Raw genomic sequence first — 17,186 nt, 5'->3', positions numbered from 1 at the left:
TTAGTGCTTTTTCTAAATTATAAAATTGATAGAAGACAGCTAGTTTAGTTCTTTTATTTCATTCTTCCCCTCCTTTTTGCTTATACATTCAAAAAAAAAAGTTAATTTCCCGCAAATAAAAAGCACATAAATGAGTGCCTCCAAATTCTTATTCAGTTTCCAACTGTACCTGGATCTAAATGTTCACTACTGACCACTCCTGGATCTTTCATTGTTCGCCCCCTTAATATCCTGACGGAATATATTGTTTAACAGTATATCCTTCGGTTTTATATCTTTCTATCATCCTTTGTTGTGAAGGTGATTGCATCTCATAATCAAGAGGCTCAACTTCAACATGAATTCCAGTTTCACTAAAGTCTTTCACTGACGAATCATCCTCTTCAAAACAAGATATAATATTTCTAACTAAAAAATATGAAGTGCCATCTTCTTCTGTCAATTGAATATACTCACCTTTTTGAGGGATTCTGTTACCCTTTATAGGAGCTGAGAAATTTGCTTCTCCCCCATCTGGTGGAACTACTACAATATTAAATTTCATTTCAAAACACCCCTTTCTGCCTACTACATTCGACACAAAGATTTATTTCCCTTCTTTATCCGTAAAAAGACGACACCATTTGAGTGCCGCCCATTCCTTTATTCTCGATGATATAAACTTAAAAGAATCCCTTCAGAGGGTTTTCTTTATATATTTTCTTTAAAGATTTTCTTTAGGAATTTCGCTCTAATGAAGGAAAAAATTTTAGAGTACCCTAATTGGAGTACGGACATACCTTCGTATGATTAACCATATAAAAAGCACTCAACGAATGAGTGCACTGATTTTAAATTTCTATTGTTGGTAACCGTAATAATTTTCGTATAGAATGCAATTCATCTGTGATTATTTCTGTAATCTCTTTATAAGCCTCATTTAGATAAGAGTAATCCCCATCTTTAAATGCCCATCTCATTTCTATGGCCTTGATATATATTTCCGAATCAGTATAAAGTAAATTGTCGCTCAATTCCTGCAAAAAAAGCTTCTGTTCATCAAAATCTAAATCAGAAAAATTATGGGCATTATGTCTAAAATCAAATTGACTCCTAAGCATACTCATAGGTCCATAAAATTTGGTTAATCTTTCTTTTTTAGTCTGAATCATAATTTCGTGTTTTTGAAGATTTTTTTGTTGATTAATAGTTCTTTTTACACCTTCCATAGTTGAATTAATAGTCATCTTTACTCCTATCAAAGTCAATGCTCCTGCAATTATTCCACCTATAATTGCGCCATAATATGTTGCAAAAAAACCTATCCATGTATCTAAGTCTCCATGAGTTATGGTTGTTCCCCAACTAAATATTAAAACATTCATTATAATTGGAAATAATATTATGAATATAAGAAAATAGACCACGTACTTATTTTTTAATAATGATGATATGATATCCACTTTTTAACGCTCCTTTCACCCAATAATTCGACAAAAGGAGATAATTTCCTGCAAAACAAAAAGCACCCAAATTAATGGATGCTCACTAAAACTTTATTTATCTAAACCAATTTTCATTTAAACTTGGATTCTCTACTACAAACACATCTTGAATGAATTCCCATCTAATTAATACATGGTATGTAATCCATTCTGTTTTTGGTGGATCTACTGCTTTCAAATCGTTATCGAAATAAACTGTAGTCTCTTGAAATCCTTCTACCCACATGCCCAATTGATCTACTGTTATCAAAGTGTTTCTTACATAATGATTATCTGCATGTGTACTATAGAAAGCTTTCATTGACTTATTTTCCTTAGCGGATTCATGTAAATTAAAAATCACTTTGTGTCCTATATATTGTTCTAAATAGTTTTATACATGGTTGATGTATCAACATTTTTGGCTTTGAAAAAAGCCTGTAATTTGTATAAAAAAGTGGAGTTTTATACAATCCTTTCTTCTGTTAATGAAATGTCTCTTATCTAATCCACGACTGTGTTGCATGGGCACCCTCACTTTTTGTATGAGCTGCATCTGAATAAAACTTTACATAAATTCTTGTTTTCGCATTCTTTTTCGATACATCTGTAAATGTTCTATATGAATTATCACCCCATTCAATATAACCTGTTCTTGTTCCTATTGTGTTCCATTTACTATTTTCATAACGTTGAAGATACATTGTCCAATACGATATAGAATATGTATGACTAGTAATTGTTATACTTGCATTTACATTAGATCCATCATCGGAACCACAAATAGCATAACTCCCCGATGTAGTATCACATGCGGTTGCTGCTTCCGCTTTTTGTACTGGCATTAATCCAAAACCAATTATGGCGATAGATGTTGCCATAATTACGGAAAAAACCTTCATTAATTTCCTTTTCATCTTGTGTCCTCTCCTTAAATACTATATTTCACTGAATAAATAATACCATTATAGTAATTATATGTAAACAAAAAATTACAAAAAAGTCCAAAAATTGACAATTCACAATGTTCGTCCAATACCAGCGAAGCTACTATTAACAGCAATAAGGCATAGTGACAGGGTAGCTGTTCTAGTCCATATACATTGTTTCACTCCACCTCCATTCGCCCTCTAATTATCAGGCTAAGAAAGTTAGTGTACAATCTTTATCGTTCGTCAAATAAAGACAGAAAAAAACGGCATCTGCAAGGAATGCCGCCCTATCACCAATATTGGCTTTGTTTATTTTCTTGATAATATAAATTTAACACATATAATTCCTAATGCCCTGCCGACTTTCTGTCAAAAGTTTGCCGTTTGTCTGCCAGATTATTTACTATTTATTTTGTTCCACTGGAACCAAAACCACCTTCAGATCTCGCAGTTTCGGATAATTCAACAGTTTCCGAAATGTCTACACTAATTACTGGGGAAATCACCATTTGTGCAATTCTCATTTGTTTCTCTACTTTAAAATTTTCTTTACCATGATTAATTAAAATTACACCAATTTCACCTCTATAACCTTCATCGATAGTACCTGGGCTATTTAAAACAGTGATGGAGTGTTTCAAAGCTAAACCACTCCTTGGTCTAATTTGTGCTTCTGTCCCCGGTGGAAGCTCAATTTTTATACCGGTTTTTATTAGTGCTGAATCCGATGGTTTAATAATTTTTTCTTCAACTGAAAATAAATCCATTCCTGCGTCACCTGGATGAGCTTGATAAGGAAGTTTAGCTTCACCATTTAATAAACTGATCTTTAGTTGATATTGCATTATTTTATTTCCTCCTTGATGGGCTTTGTAATATACAGTAATCCGATTACTATTGTTATAAGTGCAACAACTGTAGCTTGATCAAGTACCAATAAAAACTCTAACATCTTTATGGGTTTGAAATGAATAATTATCCTGAGAGTAGTTACTAAGATAAGAATAATACAAAGAGCACTTAATCCATAATATTTTATTACATTCAATCCAAACTTCACTCTGCTCCGTTTTATAGCATTTATAATTGGTTTTTTAGATTCCGTTGAAATACTTCGTACCTTTTCTGAAAACTCTTGAGAAATATTTTGATCGTTAAAAATGGTATTAGTCTTAGCTATAAAGTTTCTTTGGCTATCAGATAAATCTTTTTCTAGAATTTTATCTGATATTGATTTTAAAATATCTTTTCTGCTAGAAACATTATCATGATCTTTAGATGATGGTGTACGCAATTTGTAAAATATTAAGGTGATAAATGTCTTATCAACCGGTAATTTCAACTCCATTTTTGTAGGGTTGTTAATAGAAATCAAAAGTGGTCCATTCCAATTAGGATCTAAAGTTGTTGAAATATGTCCGAATCCATTAGAAACCACTCCTACCTTTGAATGAAAAGTACCCGCAATTTTTTTTGAAATCCACACTGATTCTTTAGTTAGTACTAATACTGTATCATGTGGTTTAATGTGATAATAGCCGTCTTTTTCTAGAATTAAATCTTTCTCCTGTAAAGAGAACACAAAATCACTGGGACTGAGATTATAACCAAGTGGCGTCAGATTACTTTCAGAATATGGATGAATAACAATTTCTTTACTAAGGTAAGAATGTATATCCCTATCGGATAACATCTTTATCAACTCCTATCTTTTCCATATTTGCGTGTTATAATTACTTGTTTCAAAGAAAAACACCCATAATGGGTGCATTCATTTGTAAACTTCAATCTTTAAAACAAATGTCAGATAGTAAAATATTCCCTATTTTAGTCGATAATTCCTTCTTTCTTCAAAATAAAAAGCACCCTCGAAAGGATGCTTACATAAAATTAATTTTCTTTTTTAAATATAAATTTAATGTCATCCGTGTAAACTGAAATTTCGCCTTCAGAACCCGATCCATTAACAACAGGTAAAGCTGAAACTAACTCCCAACCTTGTTCACCAAGTTTTACTAATTTAGACTCTAGTAATCTATCAGTATTATAAGTATCACGATTATTATACGTTAAGACTTTATATTCAAATGTCGGCATATTATCACCACCCTTGCCATCTAATTCGACAAAAGGAGATAATCCCCTTCTTTATACCTAAAATGAGGTAAAAAAGGGGATAAGTCGCAACAACTAAAAACCATCACGCCTCATTTAGAAGCATCTTCAAAACTTCCATACTATTACTTTATCACAGTCAAAATGAATAAGTGTCCGTTTATCGTTCGGAAATCGTTCGCGAATCGTTCGCCTTTCCTTTTGCCCTTTCCGATGCAAAATGGGCTGAAAATACCCCCTTTGAATTCGTTACAATCCAGATTGTGTATACTTCACAGGCAACCACCTTTTCTTACAGTCCCAAGGAATATCCCCTTTCCTAAAAATGAATTGAACAACCGCCAGGTTGAAGTGAATTTAATAGGACAAAAAGAAAAAGAACACACAAAAAAGAGGAAATCACCAATCGATTTTCCCCTGCATTTTATTGAGTTCATCTTGTTTAATCCCTATGTAAATTAAGGTTTCTCGTTGATCCGTGTGATTCAGGATCTGTTGAAGGGCTACGACATCGTTGAATTTCTTGTAATGATTATACCCGTAAGTCTTTCGAAGGGAATGGGTCCCGATTCGTTCCAGTCTAAATTCCTCCGCCAACTGACTCAAAATCACATAGGCCATTCCCCTTGTAATCGGTTTGTTTTTTCCGTTTCGACTTTTAATCAAATACTCATTCGAGGGTTTGTCTTTCACATAACTGCGGATGGCCCTTTTCAATTCATTCGACATCTTCACTTCTTTATGTTTATCCGTCTTCTTTTCCTTCAGGACAATGTCCCATCCTTGCACATCCCTTACCCGTAATCGAAGAATATCCGAGATACGTAGGCCTGTATGGATTCCGAGCAAAAACATAATGTAATTTCGTTCATTATTCTGTTTCAGGAAGTCTTTCATATCCTGCAGCAGGGCCTTGTCACGAATGGGTTGGACCACGTTCATTCGAAACACCCCCTTTTTTATAGACTTCGATTTTCAAGGCGAAGGCCAGGCGCAACACGGCCTCTCCTTTAATGGCATAATACTTGGTATTTCCTAGCCCTAATTCAGTCCAAATTAACAGGTCGTAACCGTGTTGATCATGGAGAAGATACTTTTTCACCATGATCAATTTCTCGATATCTTTCAAACTATTCACCGCATCGTGCATTTTAGTTAAACAATCCGATCGGTTTTGCTCAAATTCAATCCGTTCTAGTGCTGCATCTTCCGTGCTGGAATGAAACGCGTTGGTGTTAGAAGGAGGCACCAATGAATAAGAGGGTGTCACTTTTGGCATTTAAAAAATAGGAAGTGTGATTAAGAAATCTCGATATTCTGAAATCGCCTTCTACACTTCTCTTTTGGTCTTTTTTTCATCAACAGCCGGCATATCACTTCTTCTTTTCATGTGTCCTGGCACCTCTTTCTATTCTTTAGGAATTTGACGTTCTAGTTCATCATAAGCATATTGTACATAACGACTTGGCTTTACCGGACTGATGGCGCCCGTGCGTTTGTCCGTCCGATACCGATCCACTTTCCATTTGATTAGGTACTTGATTTTTCTTTCTTTTTTTCTTTTTCCATTTCAATTCCTTCTCTCTTTTTCTAAATAAAAAAGGACATCCATTGAAAACAGGAATTCTAGTTTCCTATCTTTAATGAATGTCCTCCAGTTTTTCCGGCCAGACGTTTATGAACTATACAAACCTCTAAACTCTAAGAACTTAACTTTCTTGACTTTATTTTTAAGCATTCATTATTTCCCTATTCCCATCATATTTATGCAATATGTCACATAATTTATTAGTTTTTATTTGTGAGATTTCTCCAAATGTTTGTCGAATCTTTTAATGATGGAAGTGACTATATGAATACTACTCAAAAAATTAATATTGGTCTTTCGCAGTTTACTGAATTTACTCTGAAAGGAGTTTCAGCAAAAACCAACATGGTAAGAAAAATCAAATATCAAAAAGAGTATCATCCAGCCTTCGATTATTGGAAGCAACTTAGAGATCAGATTGTTTCGTATCATAAAAATGATTTAAACAAAAATTGTTTTGAGAACCTAATTCCAAGGATTGATATAAAAAAACAACCGAACTATATATATGCAATCAGACAATATTTAAAATTCCTAAATAAGAAAGAAACGATATGGTTTGATCCTGGAAAGTCTGTCTGGATTGGCGATAAACTTTCAGTTCGCTCTTCTTCTGAATTAGGTCTTTTAATTAACGGTGTTCCACACCTCATTAAACTTTATTTCAAAGGAAAAAATGATAAGGTTGATAAGAGAAACATTAACTCATCACTGATACTGCTAAATACTTCAAGCTATGATAAAACGTTCAATTTCGAGGTTAATCATTCTGTTTTAAATTTGCATAAGAACAAATTTTATATAAAGAATGATTATAATGAAGACATGTTAATTGCTTTAGAATCCGAAGCAAGTCAATTTGTTTATATCTGGAATAAAATTTAATTAACTTCATTTCCTAAATCATTCATGTACTGAGCACAAGATTTACATACCCACTGTTCTTAATTAATTTGTAATTCAGCTTCGTTATCTGAACAAACTACACATTGCTTTTTCTGAATCACTTCTTTATAAGTGGTTCTTTTTTTCAAATTTCAACACCCACTTTCATTTTAGGAGACATAATTAAGATAATTGGAACTATTTTATTTTATTTAAAACACTAATCGATACTGGTTTAAGTAAAGGTGAAGCTTTAGCTCTCCAGGTATTAGATTTAGATTTCACTGATAATAAAATTAAAATCTACAAAACTTTAAATTATGATGTTTTGGATATTGATAAAATGTTCGGACCACCTAAAACCGAAACATCTTATAGAAAAATTTTAATCGACGAAAGCCTTACTGCTCTATTAACGCGTCATGTTATTAAGCAAAAGGAAATAAAACTGAAATTGGCAGAAAGGTATCATAGAGAAACAAATCTTGTTTTCGAAAGAGGGAATGGCCTCCCCTATTCAAAATCTACTTTACACAGGGCATTTATTCGCATATGTAGAAAAGCAGGAATTACAAAACATATAACCATTCACGGTTTACGTCATACCCATGCTGTTTTACTTCTTGAATCTGGAGCAAGTTTAAAAGATGTACAAGAACGACTGGGACATAAATCAATTCAAACAACAGCAGATGTCTACGCTCACATGTCAAAGGAACTCGAAGAAAAAAGTGTAGTTGGATATTCTAAATACATGGATTATGAACAATTAAATATGAAATAGTATGAAATGTGGTCAAAATGTGGTCAATCATCTAGTTTCCTTCTCATATCATTAAAATAAAAAAAGCCTTGGCAACTGAGAAACTCAGTAATGCCAAGGCTTTTAAGCTATTAATAAGTAGACATATATTGTTCGCGTTCCCATGGGTGAACTTGTGTGCGGAACATGCTCTGACCTTTAAATGTGACTCAAACCTTCAAGAAAACGCCTATATATAAGGTTTATTATGACCTGACGAATCATAATAACTCAAATCAGCTCAAGATTAATCGGGCATTTATCGGGTGATTATCGGGCAGTATTTATTTCATATCGTTCAATTTTTTTTATAAAAAACAAAAGAGCACAGCGTGTATAAGTAGTGCTACCAACACTCTTATACCGTCCGCCTACTCACGATAGGCAAACACTTGCTGTACTCTATGCATGTATTTTATATCATGTTTAGAGTTAAAAGCAACAGTTTGCTTTCATTTGGCAATCTGTTGCTTTTTTGTTTCCAAAGAGGAGACATTATTAAATGAAGAAACGTATCGACGTAATAGCAAATGAAGAAGCATATAACAACCTATCATCTTTCATTGAAATAGAAGAGTTAAATAAGAATGTACGAGTTTGCCGAGACGCCATTCGTAAGTCTGTAAAACGTGTGGATGTACAAGCTAGATTAATTAAATTGTTAGAGATTTTAAAACGACACAGTTGCAAGCAAATAGGCGTGAGCTATATGTCTAAAAATACGATTGCAGCTAAAATGAAACTTTGTTATAAAACTGTTCAACGTTTAATGAAGAAACTAGAAGACCTAGGTATGATCCGTCAGGTACCTATGAAGAGAAAAAAGGACATGATGCAAACAGCCAATGCCATCATTATTCAACCTGTGAAAGATGAAATGTCCGGCAAGGACCCTATGGAAGAGTCCAAGAAGTGTCCGGCCAATAAAACAACTACATCTTTCTTAAAACAAAATACTAAAAACAATAAACGTAAAGCTGTGGCTCAATTCTCTCATGTGGATAATTCTCTAGAAACCTCTTTAAAACATGCGAATTTTGTAGCCCATTGGGTTCCAGGTGTATTTAGTAATCTAGTAGGGGCTTTCTACGAAAAAGCTGAAACTATACAGGAGTTTTGGAAGGTAATTAAACAGTGTAATAGAGTGGTTGATTATTCTACTAACAAAAGAGCATTCACAGGTTCACAGGAAATACAGATTGGCATCAAAGCATTCAAGGAATTTGCAATGAAAGTTAAGGCTGGAGTTAACATGCATAAAGGACAATTTGCTTATTTCAATGGGATTGTGAACAAGCTTATGACTAATCTTTACTTTGATACGGATTTTATGGACAACCTTAATTAATCTCAATAAAAGGTTTTACCTGGCCGTGGATATTCTTTTCTTTTAACCATAAGTTAGTGATAAACCTTTTGGAAATTTACTTACCAAAGTAAGAATCCCTTATAATAATAAAGGTAAAGCAATGATTGGAGCAGATAACCTAGATTATATCTTCGAAAAGAAATAAGGTAATGTCATTGGGGTGTTGAATGTTGAACATTAATATCAAAGTATACTTACACACCAAGGGAACTAATTTCTTTCAGAGTGGAATTTTTTCGGTTCTAAATTCAGATTTCAAGAAAGATCCAGATTGGACATCTGCAGTTGCTGCATATGTATGGATTCAGCAGATTAAAATGAGTTTTGCTGCGAGTGAGGATTTTCGTATAAATCAGGTTGTTTATAACGAGGATATTGATATTACGGAGTTAGTTGAAAAGGTAAAGCCTCTAATTTAAGACGGTCCAACTTATGATTTTCTTGGAAAAGAAGGGAAATGAATTTCACAATGACTTGGAAAGAAGACGATAATTGGAAAATTGTTTTTCCAGATAGAAAAATTTTCATTATGAAGCACCATAATTGGGCTTTTGTTGCATGGGATATAGCGCGCGACAAGGGATGGATTAGAGATAACTCTACATTGTTTCACGTTGACCAGCATCTTGACGCTGCAATTGATGGAGCTATGGTTCCAGGGGTTTTAAATAAAAAAGGGTTGAAAGAACTGTCTAAGATAACCCAAAGTTTATACGGGAATAAAAGTTATGTAGGAACAGATAATTTTATTTGGGCTGGATTTGCAAGAAAAACGATTCAAAACGTAATCTATGTATCACCTGAAAATCCAATTGATGATTTATTCGATATCGATTCTCACTCCCACCACCTGAAAGATCACCTTAGTCAAAAAAGGATAGAACAGTTCGCCGGTTACCACTGGAGATCAATGGAGACTTTCGAGTATTCCCAAGAGAAAAAAATAAATGATATTTTCACTAATGGAAATACCTTAATCTTAGATTTGGATTTGGATTTTTTCGCCTATGAGAGTAAGACAGATACAGAACATACTTGCTATAAACTAAAGGATAAAGAGGAAATTCAAAGAGACTTACGGGTTTTAAAAGATATGTACGTTTGGGATGCGATTACAATAGCTCTTTCTCCTGAAGATTATCACATAGGTGGTCCAAACAATGCAGAATTTGTTTTAAACTTATTCCTAGAAGAATTTCAGGTTGATCTCTCGCAAGGCAAGGATTGGTCGACATTAGAATTGAAGTAAGTAGAGCATCACAAAGAAAAAGCCCACTCATAAAGAGTAGGCTTTTTAATCCTCTACAATTACATCAATAATCTCATCAAACTTAATATACTCAAAGGAACTATCTTTCTTCTGAATACGTAACTCTTTCGTGAAGGGATGTATGTACACACAATGCCCGTATAATTCATGTGGATTTCCCTCATTATGTAATGTAAAACTTATTGGTAAATGATATTCCATCGCATAGTGAATATTGTTTTCAAACTCTTCAACTTGGTATTCATCAAGGATAGTTTTTTTATTTAAGAAATAATCAACCTCACCTATTTTTTTATTTAAAGCTTTATGTTCTGGCATAATCAATGCTGCTTGCCATTTAACGAGCCCTCTATCACGAATTGTCCCCATCAGAAAGATCCCTCCTTTACATCCATTATATACGAACTAACGTTCTTATGGAAAACAGAAAAAAATTCCTTCCCTAATTATGGAGATAGAGGCATAGAGTATAAATTAAGGAAGAATAAAAAGACCCTCTCATAAGAGAAGGACTGTAAAAAGAAGTATCTGTACAATTTCATATTCGCTCTCTCATAGATGCTCTTAGCCACCACTAATTCCTTTTCTCAATAAGGGTAGTATGGGTATGAATATGGATTTGGGTATGGAGAATATCCTGGATATCCATAGCCACCATAATGTGGTCCTACAAGCAACTCTTCTGCAGCTAAACCTCCTACAAAAGGATATCCATATGCTCCAACTGGACCCCCAACACTAACACCTCCAAAGGGAACAACGGGGGCAACGTGACCTGCACCAACACCTCCAACGTGACCTACACCTCCAACGTGACCTACACCACCAATACCACCAACAGTAATTCTTCTTAAATCATTTGCATTTATATCTTCATTTATTATTAAATTATACATTTTTAGTAATTCCCCCCCAAATCTTTATTTGTTTTAGATTATGTAAAGATAAGGATGATGTTTAGGTTCATTACCTAGAGGTATGTACATTCGTGGAATTTTACAGTAAAAAGCCCACCATCACTGGCAGACTTTAAACGAAATTTTGTGACATTTTTGTATTTATTTACATGCTTGTACTTTAACCATAGAAAATATCATCGTAAAAATTATCCCAATAACGATGGGAATAGCGGTTAGGATAGTGGTTGAAACGGAAAAGGCGGTGCTCACGGCGGTGGCCCCTACTACAACGAAAGTCAAATTCTCTGTCAAATTCACGACGGCGAAATTCGTTACACATATAATCACCTCCTGAATACTTATAATTTATGTTATTCTTTTTTAGATTTTACGATTGGACAAGCACATAGAACAGCAACACATTTTATAAAGTCAATATTCTGTTGGCTATTTTAGTGAATAAGTAGGAACATTCTGTTCATGAATCTTTATTTATTGTTCAACTAACGGTTCAAAGAAGACCACAATTTAAGTGGTCTCTTTTATTTGTTCAAAAATCAACATTAATGTTTAACCAAAGCCAAAGTAAAAGAAGCCCCTCTCAACTAAGAGAAGGACTTTAAAAGGTCGGAGTGTTACTAAGTTAGGGCAAAACAATAATATTTTATCCATTGAATTACATATATTCTTCCTTATTAAAAAATAAGCCCCATCTCATTTAAGAGTGGGGCTTTTATTCTGACGGAGTGCCAAGGGAAAAAAACTATAATATTATTGTATCCATTCATTTACTTTTTATTCATCCTTTTTGTTATGCAGCAAATAACTCTTCAAATGTCTCTTTCCCTGCTTTTCCATCATCGAATAAACCTTTTTTCTCTTGGAATTTCTTCAGTGCTTTTTCAGTACTTGTCCCGAAGTCCGAATCAAGGGATCCAGGTTCAAATCTTTCTGTGTAAAGTGCTGCTTGTAGAATCCATGTGAGATTACCTTTTGCACCCTTTTCGACAGTGACGACAGCTGCCTTCGTCTTAGCTCCCCATTTTCCATCCACAACAAGCTTTTTATTGAATTGCTTATTTAGTTCTGTTTGCAAGGCTTTGATAAGTGCTGATTTAGTTTTTGTACCCTTAATTCCATCCACAACAAGACCAGCTTTATACCTGCTATTTAACGTTTTTTGAATAGACCTGACTGTTGCATCTCCACTGTTCGATGATTCGGTTTCTTCTTTAGTATCATTATCAGGTTGTACAATTACTTCTTTGGCATTTCCGAAGTTGATTTTCTGACCAATTTTCAATTTAGTTGGATCGATGCCAGGATTCGCTTTAATTAAATCTTCAACTTGCACGCCACCTGTTCCGTCCTTATGTGCTATGCTCCATAATGTATCACCTTCTTGGATAGTATAAACAGCAGGAGCCGGAGATGGTTTGGCTGGAGTCTTTGAGCCTTTCCAATCAAAAACTTCTCTGTAGTTATACTGACAACATGCTTTCCAACTATAACCTGGCATTTCATTATGGGCCTTATCATATTTTCCAATCCCATCCTTAACAAGTGCAGCGTGAAGTTCTGCAATACTGGCAAGTGTGGCCTCATCCATATCGTCATATCGATAGTCTCCAGCAACACAGATACCAAGCGAGAATTGATTGCTGTTCCCCACATGATAAGTGCGTCTGTCAATATCATTCGCATATACAATACGAGCTCTTTTGCCGTTCGGCGTGTTAATAACATTCTTAGGTTCAATGATGAATGTATATCCTACCCCTGGCCACCCCAGCGTGTTTACATGGTAATCCGCGAAACTTGCAGCATCAGATCCGGCCAACTGTTTTTTTGTTAATGAATGATGCCATACACGGTGAGTGATTGTTTTCGTGCGCTTTGAATAAGTACCTTTTGATTTACCTCTCAAATCGACTAATTGAGGCAGTTTAGAAAAGTTCATCTTTCATCGTCTCCTTTTAATTTAAATTCAAAAGAAAAAGCCACCCGATGGGCAGCTTATTTTGTAGTTCCTATACGATTATTGAACACTTCATAAAGACCAGTACCACCAAGACCTGCAAATGCGCCCGCCCATAACCTTAAAACAATATCCATATCTGTGAACGGAAAAGCAACTGAACCTATTCCCAGTCCAACAACTAAGCTTAATATTGGGAGAACATTGTTTGGCAAAGTGACGGTGCTTTTAACGACTTGGACCACCGCTGTGACTATTGGTACTAAAAGAGTTGTAAAGATTAATACTTGTTGCATGATTTCGTTATCCATTTTAAATCTCTCCTTTGTTTTCGAATTTATCAATACGTTTATGTGCCTGTTTTGTGCTTTCATCAATACGAATAACGGTTTCTGACAAAGCAGTCCAGCGTTGATCACTAGCTTTAAAATCAATTCTAATTGAATCAACCGATTGACCAATATTGTCTAATTTTGTTCTTATAATTGCCGATTCTGTAGCATCACTTTTGACGTCCTTGTCCCTATTTCTGTTAAATGTAAAGAAACCAATAAGAAAACTGGCAGTTGCAATTAAAACCCCGATTTCAATTGTCAAAACACGACCTCCTTGATTTTCAATTTATGCATAATAAAAAGCCATTCCCTAATTAAGAGAAGACTCGGATATGTTGCTGATATCGAATGTGATTGAAAACGAATTGAATATATTTTCCCACCCTTATTCTGTTGAAAAAAACTTTAATTCTCTAATGCTGTTATTCTTTGTTCCATTTTTGCCATTAAAGTGGCCATATTCTCTATGGTTTGTTGCTGCTGCTTCATCGTCGCATTTAGTAAAGCGATTTCTTCCTTATGTTCCCGAACAATAGGAATAAGCAAAGTCCAAAGGCGGTCATACATTATCCCCTCTACTTCACGATTCCCGTCTTTATCGAATTCACCATAGGATGCAAATTCAGGAAGACCAGCTTGGATAACTTCTTCAGCAATTAGCCCGTGCACCCGTTCTATGCCTGGAATATCTACATCGTCCCAATCAACAATTTCCCCAGCTTGTTCAGCCGTCAACGCATCTGCATAGGCTTCAGTGGCCGATTTGTCGTACCATGATCTAGGGTTAATCTCTAGCAGTCTATGAGGATCAACTTTACTATCTTCAATGTCCAGCTTGTACTTTCTCGCTGATGTTGTCCGCCCAATTACTCCATTACTTGTTACATATACATTAGATGCAGCAGAATAAGTACGATTGTATACGTCCATTGACTGAATGAATGGGCTTGTAGCATCAGAACTTAGGTGAAACTCTGACAAACCTGTTTTATTCAGTAAAGACAGTTTCCCCTCGGCTTCGTAACTTCCCCCAGTCCCTTGAATCCTGAATAGGCTACCAGTAGCGTAAATATTACCCGTGGCCCCTATAGTTGCCCGTCTTGTAGAACCTGTGAAGAATTGGAAAGCACCTGGATTATTAGAAGCATCGTCCGGCGACTCAAATATTTTCCAGTTGTTCCCACCTAACCACTCAATACCCTCATTACCGCCGTAATCATTAATAGTCATGTGATTTACGTTTTTGAGGTTATAATTGTTCATGTTCACATCACTACCAATACCTGGTACGATCAATTGGCCATTAATAACTACATTACCATTAAGTGCCGTCTTACCATTTACCGTTAGATCAATAGTGGTCACTTTGGGGCTTTCCAAGAATTCGGCCCTAATATTTGTTTGATATTTGAGTGTGTTGTTCGCGTTAAATTCGGAAAAAAGAATATATTTTGGTGCAAGATCTAATTCATATATTCCAATCCCGGCAGCATTATTGCCGGTCATCCATATAGCCCCATTATTAATGTGAACATCGTTCGCATTCGCTCGACTTACGGTATCGGGGTTAATATCTGTTACAAAGATTTCCCCGTTTTTCATCTGAACAAAGGTAGTCCCGTCCTCATACTTAGGTTTATTGGATATTTTCAAGGTAGAACCCGATATATTAACACCAGTTATATTCCCAGCCGTAACATTGCCTAAATTTGCGCTAATAACTGATAAGGAATCTGCTATTATTTTACTCGCTAACAAAGAAACAATCTTTGCACTGCTGATTGAAGCATCGTCAATCGTTGTCTGTCCTGTGATATGAACTTTCTTACCGTCTATCAATATACCTTCTTTTGATAAATTGATTTGGTTGACGACATCATTTTCTTTTACTCTCAAATTAATATTGTCTACTAATTGAGATATTTGTGATTGTGTTGCCATGTCCTCTGGTGCTGGTGTCCAACCCTTAGTTGATTTATCACCCTCAACAACCATAATCTCTCTAAAATAAGAAGGTTTTCCTCCTGCACCGTCTGCATTATATGGTATAACTCTTAGCCATTCACCTGCTGTTGGGGTAAAAGTAAAAGTAAAAGTAATCCATTTATTTGCAACCGTAATATTATTAAATTTTAAAAATGTTTGACTCCATACAGAATCTGCCGCACCTGTACCTGTATCTTTAGCGTTAAAAGACCTTACAATAAATAATATTCCAGTGTTATTTTTTACTGTATCTATTTTTACATCAAAACTAATTGTATATTTTCTACCTACCTCAATTCTAAAGGCATCACTAGCTTTTTGAGATGTCGTTGAAGCAGGTACTATTTTTAAAATAGATGAATTTGGTTTATCATCCTCTGGCGGTACAATACTGTATGTCGTACCCCATGGATTTGTCCATCCGCTGATACCATTATTCCAAGTCGAGTTTAAGACTATATTCCTTCCACCAATTTCTAAATCATTAATAGTCTGAGTAATCGTACTTTGTAAACTAGTAGAAGTTTGTGTTAATTGAGATTGTGTTGCATACTTTCCATCGGCATCAACCTTGCTTATTTTCGAATCAATAACATCCGCTAACTGCGTTATTTTGCTAGTGCCATCTTTATTAAATACCGCTGTTTGTAGGCCGTCGGCTGTTTGGGTTACTGTGCTTACTTTTCCTTCGGCTGAGGTTAAACGACTTCCTAAGCTGTTAGCGGTTTGCGTTACTGCGCTTATATTCCCTTCGGCTGAGGTTAAGCGACTTCCTAAGCTGTTAGCGGTTTGCGTTACTGCGCTTATATTCCCTTCGGCTGAGGTTAAGCGACTTCCTAAGCTGCTGGCCGTTTGGGTTACTTCGCTTACTTTGCCGTCTGTCGCTTCGATTTTGCTCGTTAATTCGTTGGCTGTTTGCGTTATTTTGCTAGTGCCATCTTTATTAAATACGGCTGTTTGTAGGCCGTCGGCTGTAGCTTTTACTGTAGCCACATTTTTTGTATTAGCATCTGCGATAACTTTAACGGCTGCGGCGTTGTCTATAGCTTTCTTGGCTGTAGAATCCGCTGTAGCTGCATTTCCTAAAGCGGTTTGGGCGTCGTCAAAGCCAGATTGTGCTTTTGTTAAAGCTGCGTCGGCCTGAGCCTGTGCAGCTGCTGCTTTCTTGTCTGCGGCTGAGCTTGCTGCAGCAGCTTCTTTTTTGGCTGAATCTATAGATTGCTGTATTTTCTCCTGGTCTACTTCATTCGTCCAGGCCGTACCATTCCAGCGATATATAGCCACACATATTCCATTAGCATTGTATTTAAACCATAAATCATTAGTTTTCTGCCCTGTCGGTTCTGCTGATCCATAGAAGTTTTTGTTTTTACCATTTGCGCTTGTTAAAGCTGTATTAGCTTGGGTTTGTGCGTCTGCTGCTTTCGCTGCTGCATCTACTGCTTTTTTGTCTGCATCTACAGCTTTTTTGTCTGCATCTACAGCTTTCTTGTCTGCTTCTCCTGCTAAAAGTTTGTTATCTGTAAAAGAAGCGTCTACCGTTCCTACTATCATAAAAAACGCC

Annotated in this window: 20 protein-coding genes; 5 read left to right on the top strand and 15 right to left on the bottom strand. The window is 35.5% G+C overall.

Annotation, left to right across the window (positions count from 1 at the left end):
- Positions 1-223: 223 nt before the first annotated feature.
- The 9 genes from RE409_RS09750 to RE409_RS09710 form a co-directional block, all read right to left on the bottom strand.
- A complete protein-coding gene (locus tag RE409_RS09750; RefSeq protein WP_201221231.1) occupies positions 224-544 on the bottom strand; it encodes a hypothetical protein in 321 nt (106 codons plus the stop codon).
- Between the two features lie 286 nt (positions 545-830).
- Positions 831-1,364, bottom strand: a complete 534-nt coding sequence (locus RE409_RS09745) for a hypothetical protein (RefSeq protein WP_309558897.1) — start codon at positions 1,362-1,364, stop codon at positions 831-833.
- Between the two features lie 175 nt (positions 1,365-1,539).
- On the bottom strand, positions 1,540-1,785 hold the full coding sequence (locus tag RE409_RS09740; RefSeq protein ID WP_201221235.1) for a hypothetical protein: 246 nt from the start codon (positions 1,783-1,785) through the stop codon (positions 1,540-1,542).
- Positions 1,786-1,963: 178 nt separating this feature from the next.
- Complete coding sequence (locus RE409_RS09735) at positions 1,964-2,380, bottom strand: hypothetical protein (RefSeq protein WP_201254481.1); 417 nt, start codon at positions 2,378-2,380, stop codon at positions 1,964-1,966.
- Positions 2,381-2,802: 422 nt separating this feature from the next.
- A complete protein-coding gene (gene dut / locus RE409_RS09730; protein WP_201221239.1) occupies positions 2,803-3,240 on the bottom strand; it encodes a dUTP diphosphatase in 438 nt (145 codons plus the stop codon).
- Positions 3,240-4,088: a dCTP deaminase gene (locus RE409_RS09725; RefSeq protein ID WP_201221241.1), complete on the bottom strand. Its 849-nt coding sequence runs from the start codon at positions 4,086-4,088 to the stop codon at positions 3,240-3,242. The genes dut and RE409_RS09725 overlap by 1 nt, the downstream gene beginning before the upstream one ends.
- A 197-nt stretch (positions 4,089-4,285) precedes the next feature.
- Positions 4,286-4,492: a DUF4177 domain-containing protein gene (locus RE409_RS09720; protein ID WP_201221243.1), complete on the bottom strand. Its 207-nt coding sequence runs from the start codon at positions 4,490-4,492 to the stop codon at positions 4,286-4,288.
- Between the two features lie 417 nt (positions 4,493-4,909).
- The gene (locus RE409_RS09715) at positions 4,910-5,452 is read right to left on the bottom strand and encodes a tyrosine-type recombinase/integrase (RefSeq protein WP_201254480.1); all 543 of its coding nucleotides are present in this window, start codon (positions 5,450-5,452) and stop codon (positions 4,910-4,912) included.
- Positions 5,427-5,789, bottom strand: coding sequence for an ArpU family phage packaging/lysis transcriptional regulator (locus tag RE409_RS09710; protein ID WP_397444159.1), 363 nt, complete (start codon positions 5,787-5,789; stop codon positions 5,427-5,429). Before RE409_RS09710 ends, RE409_RS09715 begins: the two co-directional genes overlap by 26 nt.
- Positions 5,790-6,362: 573 nt before the next feature.
- Here RE409_RS09710 and RE409_RS09705 point away from each other — a divergent pair.
- From RE409_RS09705 to RE409_RS09685, 5 genes are all read left to right on the top strand, one after another.
- Positions 6,363-6,983, top strand: a complete 621-nt coding sequence (locus RE409_RS09705; protein ID WP_201221247.1) for a hypothetical protein — start codon at positions 6,363-6,365, stop codon at positions 6,981-6,983.
- Positions 6,984-7,188: 205 nt separating this feature from the next.
- Positions 7,189-7,767 carry a site-specific integrase gene (locus tag RE409_RS09700; RefSeq protein ID WP_309559256.1) on the top strand — a complete coding sequence of 193 codons (579 nt, stop codon included), beginning with the start codon at positions 7,189-7,191 and terminating at the stop codon, positions 7,765-7,767.
- 520 nt (positions 7,768-8,287) lie between these two features.
- Entirely contained in the window at positions 8,288-9,133 is an 846-nt protein-coding gene (locus RE409_RS09695; protein WP_309558896.1) for a helix-turn-helix domain-containing protein, read from the top strand.
- A gap of 191 nt (positions 9,134-9,324) precedes the next feature.
- Positions 9,325-9,573 carry a hypothetical protein gene (locus tag RE409_RS09690; protein WP_309558895.1) on the top strand — a complete coding sequence of 83 codons (249 nt, stop codon included), beginning with the start codon at positions 9,325-9,327 and terminating at the stop codon, positions 9,571-9,573.
- 50 nt (positions 9,574-9,623) lie between these two features.
- A complete protein-coding gene (locus RE409_RS09685; RefSeq protein WP_309558894.1) occupies positions 9,624-10,403 on the top strand; it encodes a peptide arginase family protein in 780 nt (259 codons plus the stop codon).
- A 45-nt stretch (positions 10,404-10,448) separates the two neighbouring features.
- Here RE409_RS09685 and RE409_RS09680 read toward each other — a convergent pair whose 3' ends face one another.
- The 6 genes from RE409_RS09680 to RE409_RS09655 form a co-directional block, all read right to left on the bottom strand.
- A complete protein-coding gene (locus RE409_RS09680) occupies positions 10,449-10,793 on the bottom strand; it encodes a YolD-like family protein (protein WP_309558893.1) in 345 nt (114 codons plus the stop codon).
- Positions 10,794-11,011: 218 nt separating this feature from the next.
- On the bottom strand, positions 11,012-11,320 hold the full coding sequence (locus tag RE409_RS09675; RefSeq protein ID WP_309558892.1) for a hypothetical protein: 309 nt from the start codon (positions 11,318-11,320) through the stop codon (positions 11,012-11,014).
- An 814-nt stretch (positions 11,321-12,134) separates the two neighbouring features.
- A complete protein-coding gene (locus RE409_RS09670; protein WP_309558891.1) occupies positions 12,135-13,283 on the bottom strand; it encodes a peptidoglycan-binding protein in 1,149 nt (382 codons plus the stop codon).
- A 56-nt stretch (positions 13,284-13,339) separates the two neighbouring features.
- On the bottom strand, positions 13,340-13,612 hold the full coding sequence (locus RE409_RS09665; protein ID WP_397444158.1) for a holin: 273 nt from the start codon (positions 13,610-13,612) through the stop codon (positions 13,340-13,342).
- A gap of 1 nt (position 13,613) precedes the next feature.
- Positions 13,614-13,898: a hypothetical protein gene (locus RE409_RS09660; RefSeq protein WP_201221267.1), complete on the bottom strand. Its 285-nt coding sequence runs from the start codon at positions 13,896-13,898 to the stop codon at positions 13,614-13,616.
- Between the two features lie 143 nt (positions 13,899-14,041).
- Positions 14,042-17,176: a gp58-like family protein gene (locus RE409_RS09655; protein ID WP_309558890.1), complete on the bottom strand. Its 3,135-nt coding sequence runs from the start codon at positions 17,174-17,176 to the stop codon at positions 14,042-14,044.
- Between the last annotated feature and the right edge of the window lie 10 nt (positions 17,177-17,186).

The organism is Peribacillus sp. R9-11, assembly GCF_031345095.1.
GTDB classification, from domain to species: Bacteria; Bacillota; Bacilli; order Bacillales; family DSM-1321; genus Peribacillus; species Peribacillus butanolivorans.
This window is presented reverse-complemented; position numbering and strand designations above follow the sequence as displayed.

Excerpts from the sequence above, each read along its gene's own strand:
- RE409_RS09750 (WP_201221231.1), bottom strand. The coding sequence starts at position 544 with ATGAAATTTAATATTGTAGTAGTTCCACCAGATGGGGGAGAAGCAAAT.
- RE409_RS09745 (WP_309558897.1), bottom strand. The coding sequence starts at position 1,364 with ATGAATGTTTTAATATTTAGTTGGGGAACAACCATAACTCATGGAGAC.
- RE409_RS09740 (WP_201221235.1), bottom strand. The coding sequence starts at position 1,785 with ATGAAAGCTTTCTATAGTACACATGCAGATAATCATTATGTAAGAAAC.
- RE409_RS09735 (WP_201254481.1), bottom strand. The coding sequence starts at position 2,380 with ATGAAAAGGAAATTAATGAAGGTTTTTTCCGTAATTATGGCAACATCT.
- dut (WP_201221239.1), bottom strand. The coding sequence starts at position 3,240 with ATGCAATATCAACTAAAGATCAGTTTATTAAATGGTGAAGCTAAACTT.
- RE409_RS09725 (WP_201221241.1), bottom strand. The coding sequence starts at position 4,088 with ATGTTATCCGATAGGGATATACATTCTTACCTTAGTAAAGAAATTGTT.
- RE409_RS09720 (WP_201221243.1), bottom strand. The coding sequence starts at position 4,492 with ATGCCGACATTTGAATATAAAGTCTTAACGTATAATAATCGTGATACT.
- RE409_RS09715 (WP_201254480.1), bottom strand. The coding sequence starts at position 5,452 with ATGAACGTGGTCCAACCCATTCGTGACAAGGCCCTGCTGCAGGATATG.
- RE409_RS09710 (WP_397444159.1), bottom strand. The coding sequence starts at position 5,789 with ATGCCAAAAGTGACACCCTCTTATTCATTGGTGCCTCCTTCTAACACC.
- RE409_RS09705 (WP_201221247.1), top strand. The coding sequence starts at position 6,363 with ATGAATACTACTCAAAAAATTAATATTGGTCTTTCGCAGTTTACTGAA.
- RE409_RS09695 (WP_309558896.1), top strand. The coding sequence starts at position 8,288 with ATGAAGAAACGTATCGACGTAATAGCAAATGAAGAAGCATATAACAAC.
- RE409_RS09685 (WP_309558894.1), top strand. The coding sequence starts at position 9,624 with ATGACTTGGAAAGAAGACGATAATTGGAAAATTGTTTTTCCAGATAGA.
- RE409_RS09680 (WP_309558893.1), bottom strand. The coding sequence starts at position 10,793 with ATGGGGACAATTCGTGATAGAGGGCTCGTTAAATGGCAAGCAGCATTG.
- RE409_RS09675 (WP_309558892.1), bottom strand. The coding sequence starts at position 11,320 with ATGTATAATTTAATAATAAATGAAGATATAAATGCAAATGATTTAAGA.
- RE409_RS09670 (WP_309558891.1), bottom strand. The coding sequence starts at position 13,283 with ATGAACTTTTCTAAACTGCCTCAATTAGTCGATTTGAGAGGTAAATCA.
- RE409_RS09665 (WP_397444158.1), bottom strand. The coding sequence starts at position 13,612 with ATGGATAACGAAATCATGCAACAAGTATTAATCTTTACAACTCTTTTA.
- RE409_RS09655 (WP_309558890.1), bottom strand. The coding sequence starts at position 17,176 with ATGATAGTAGGAACGGTAGACGCTTCTTTTACAGATAACAAACTTTTA.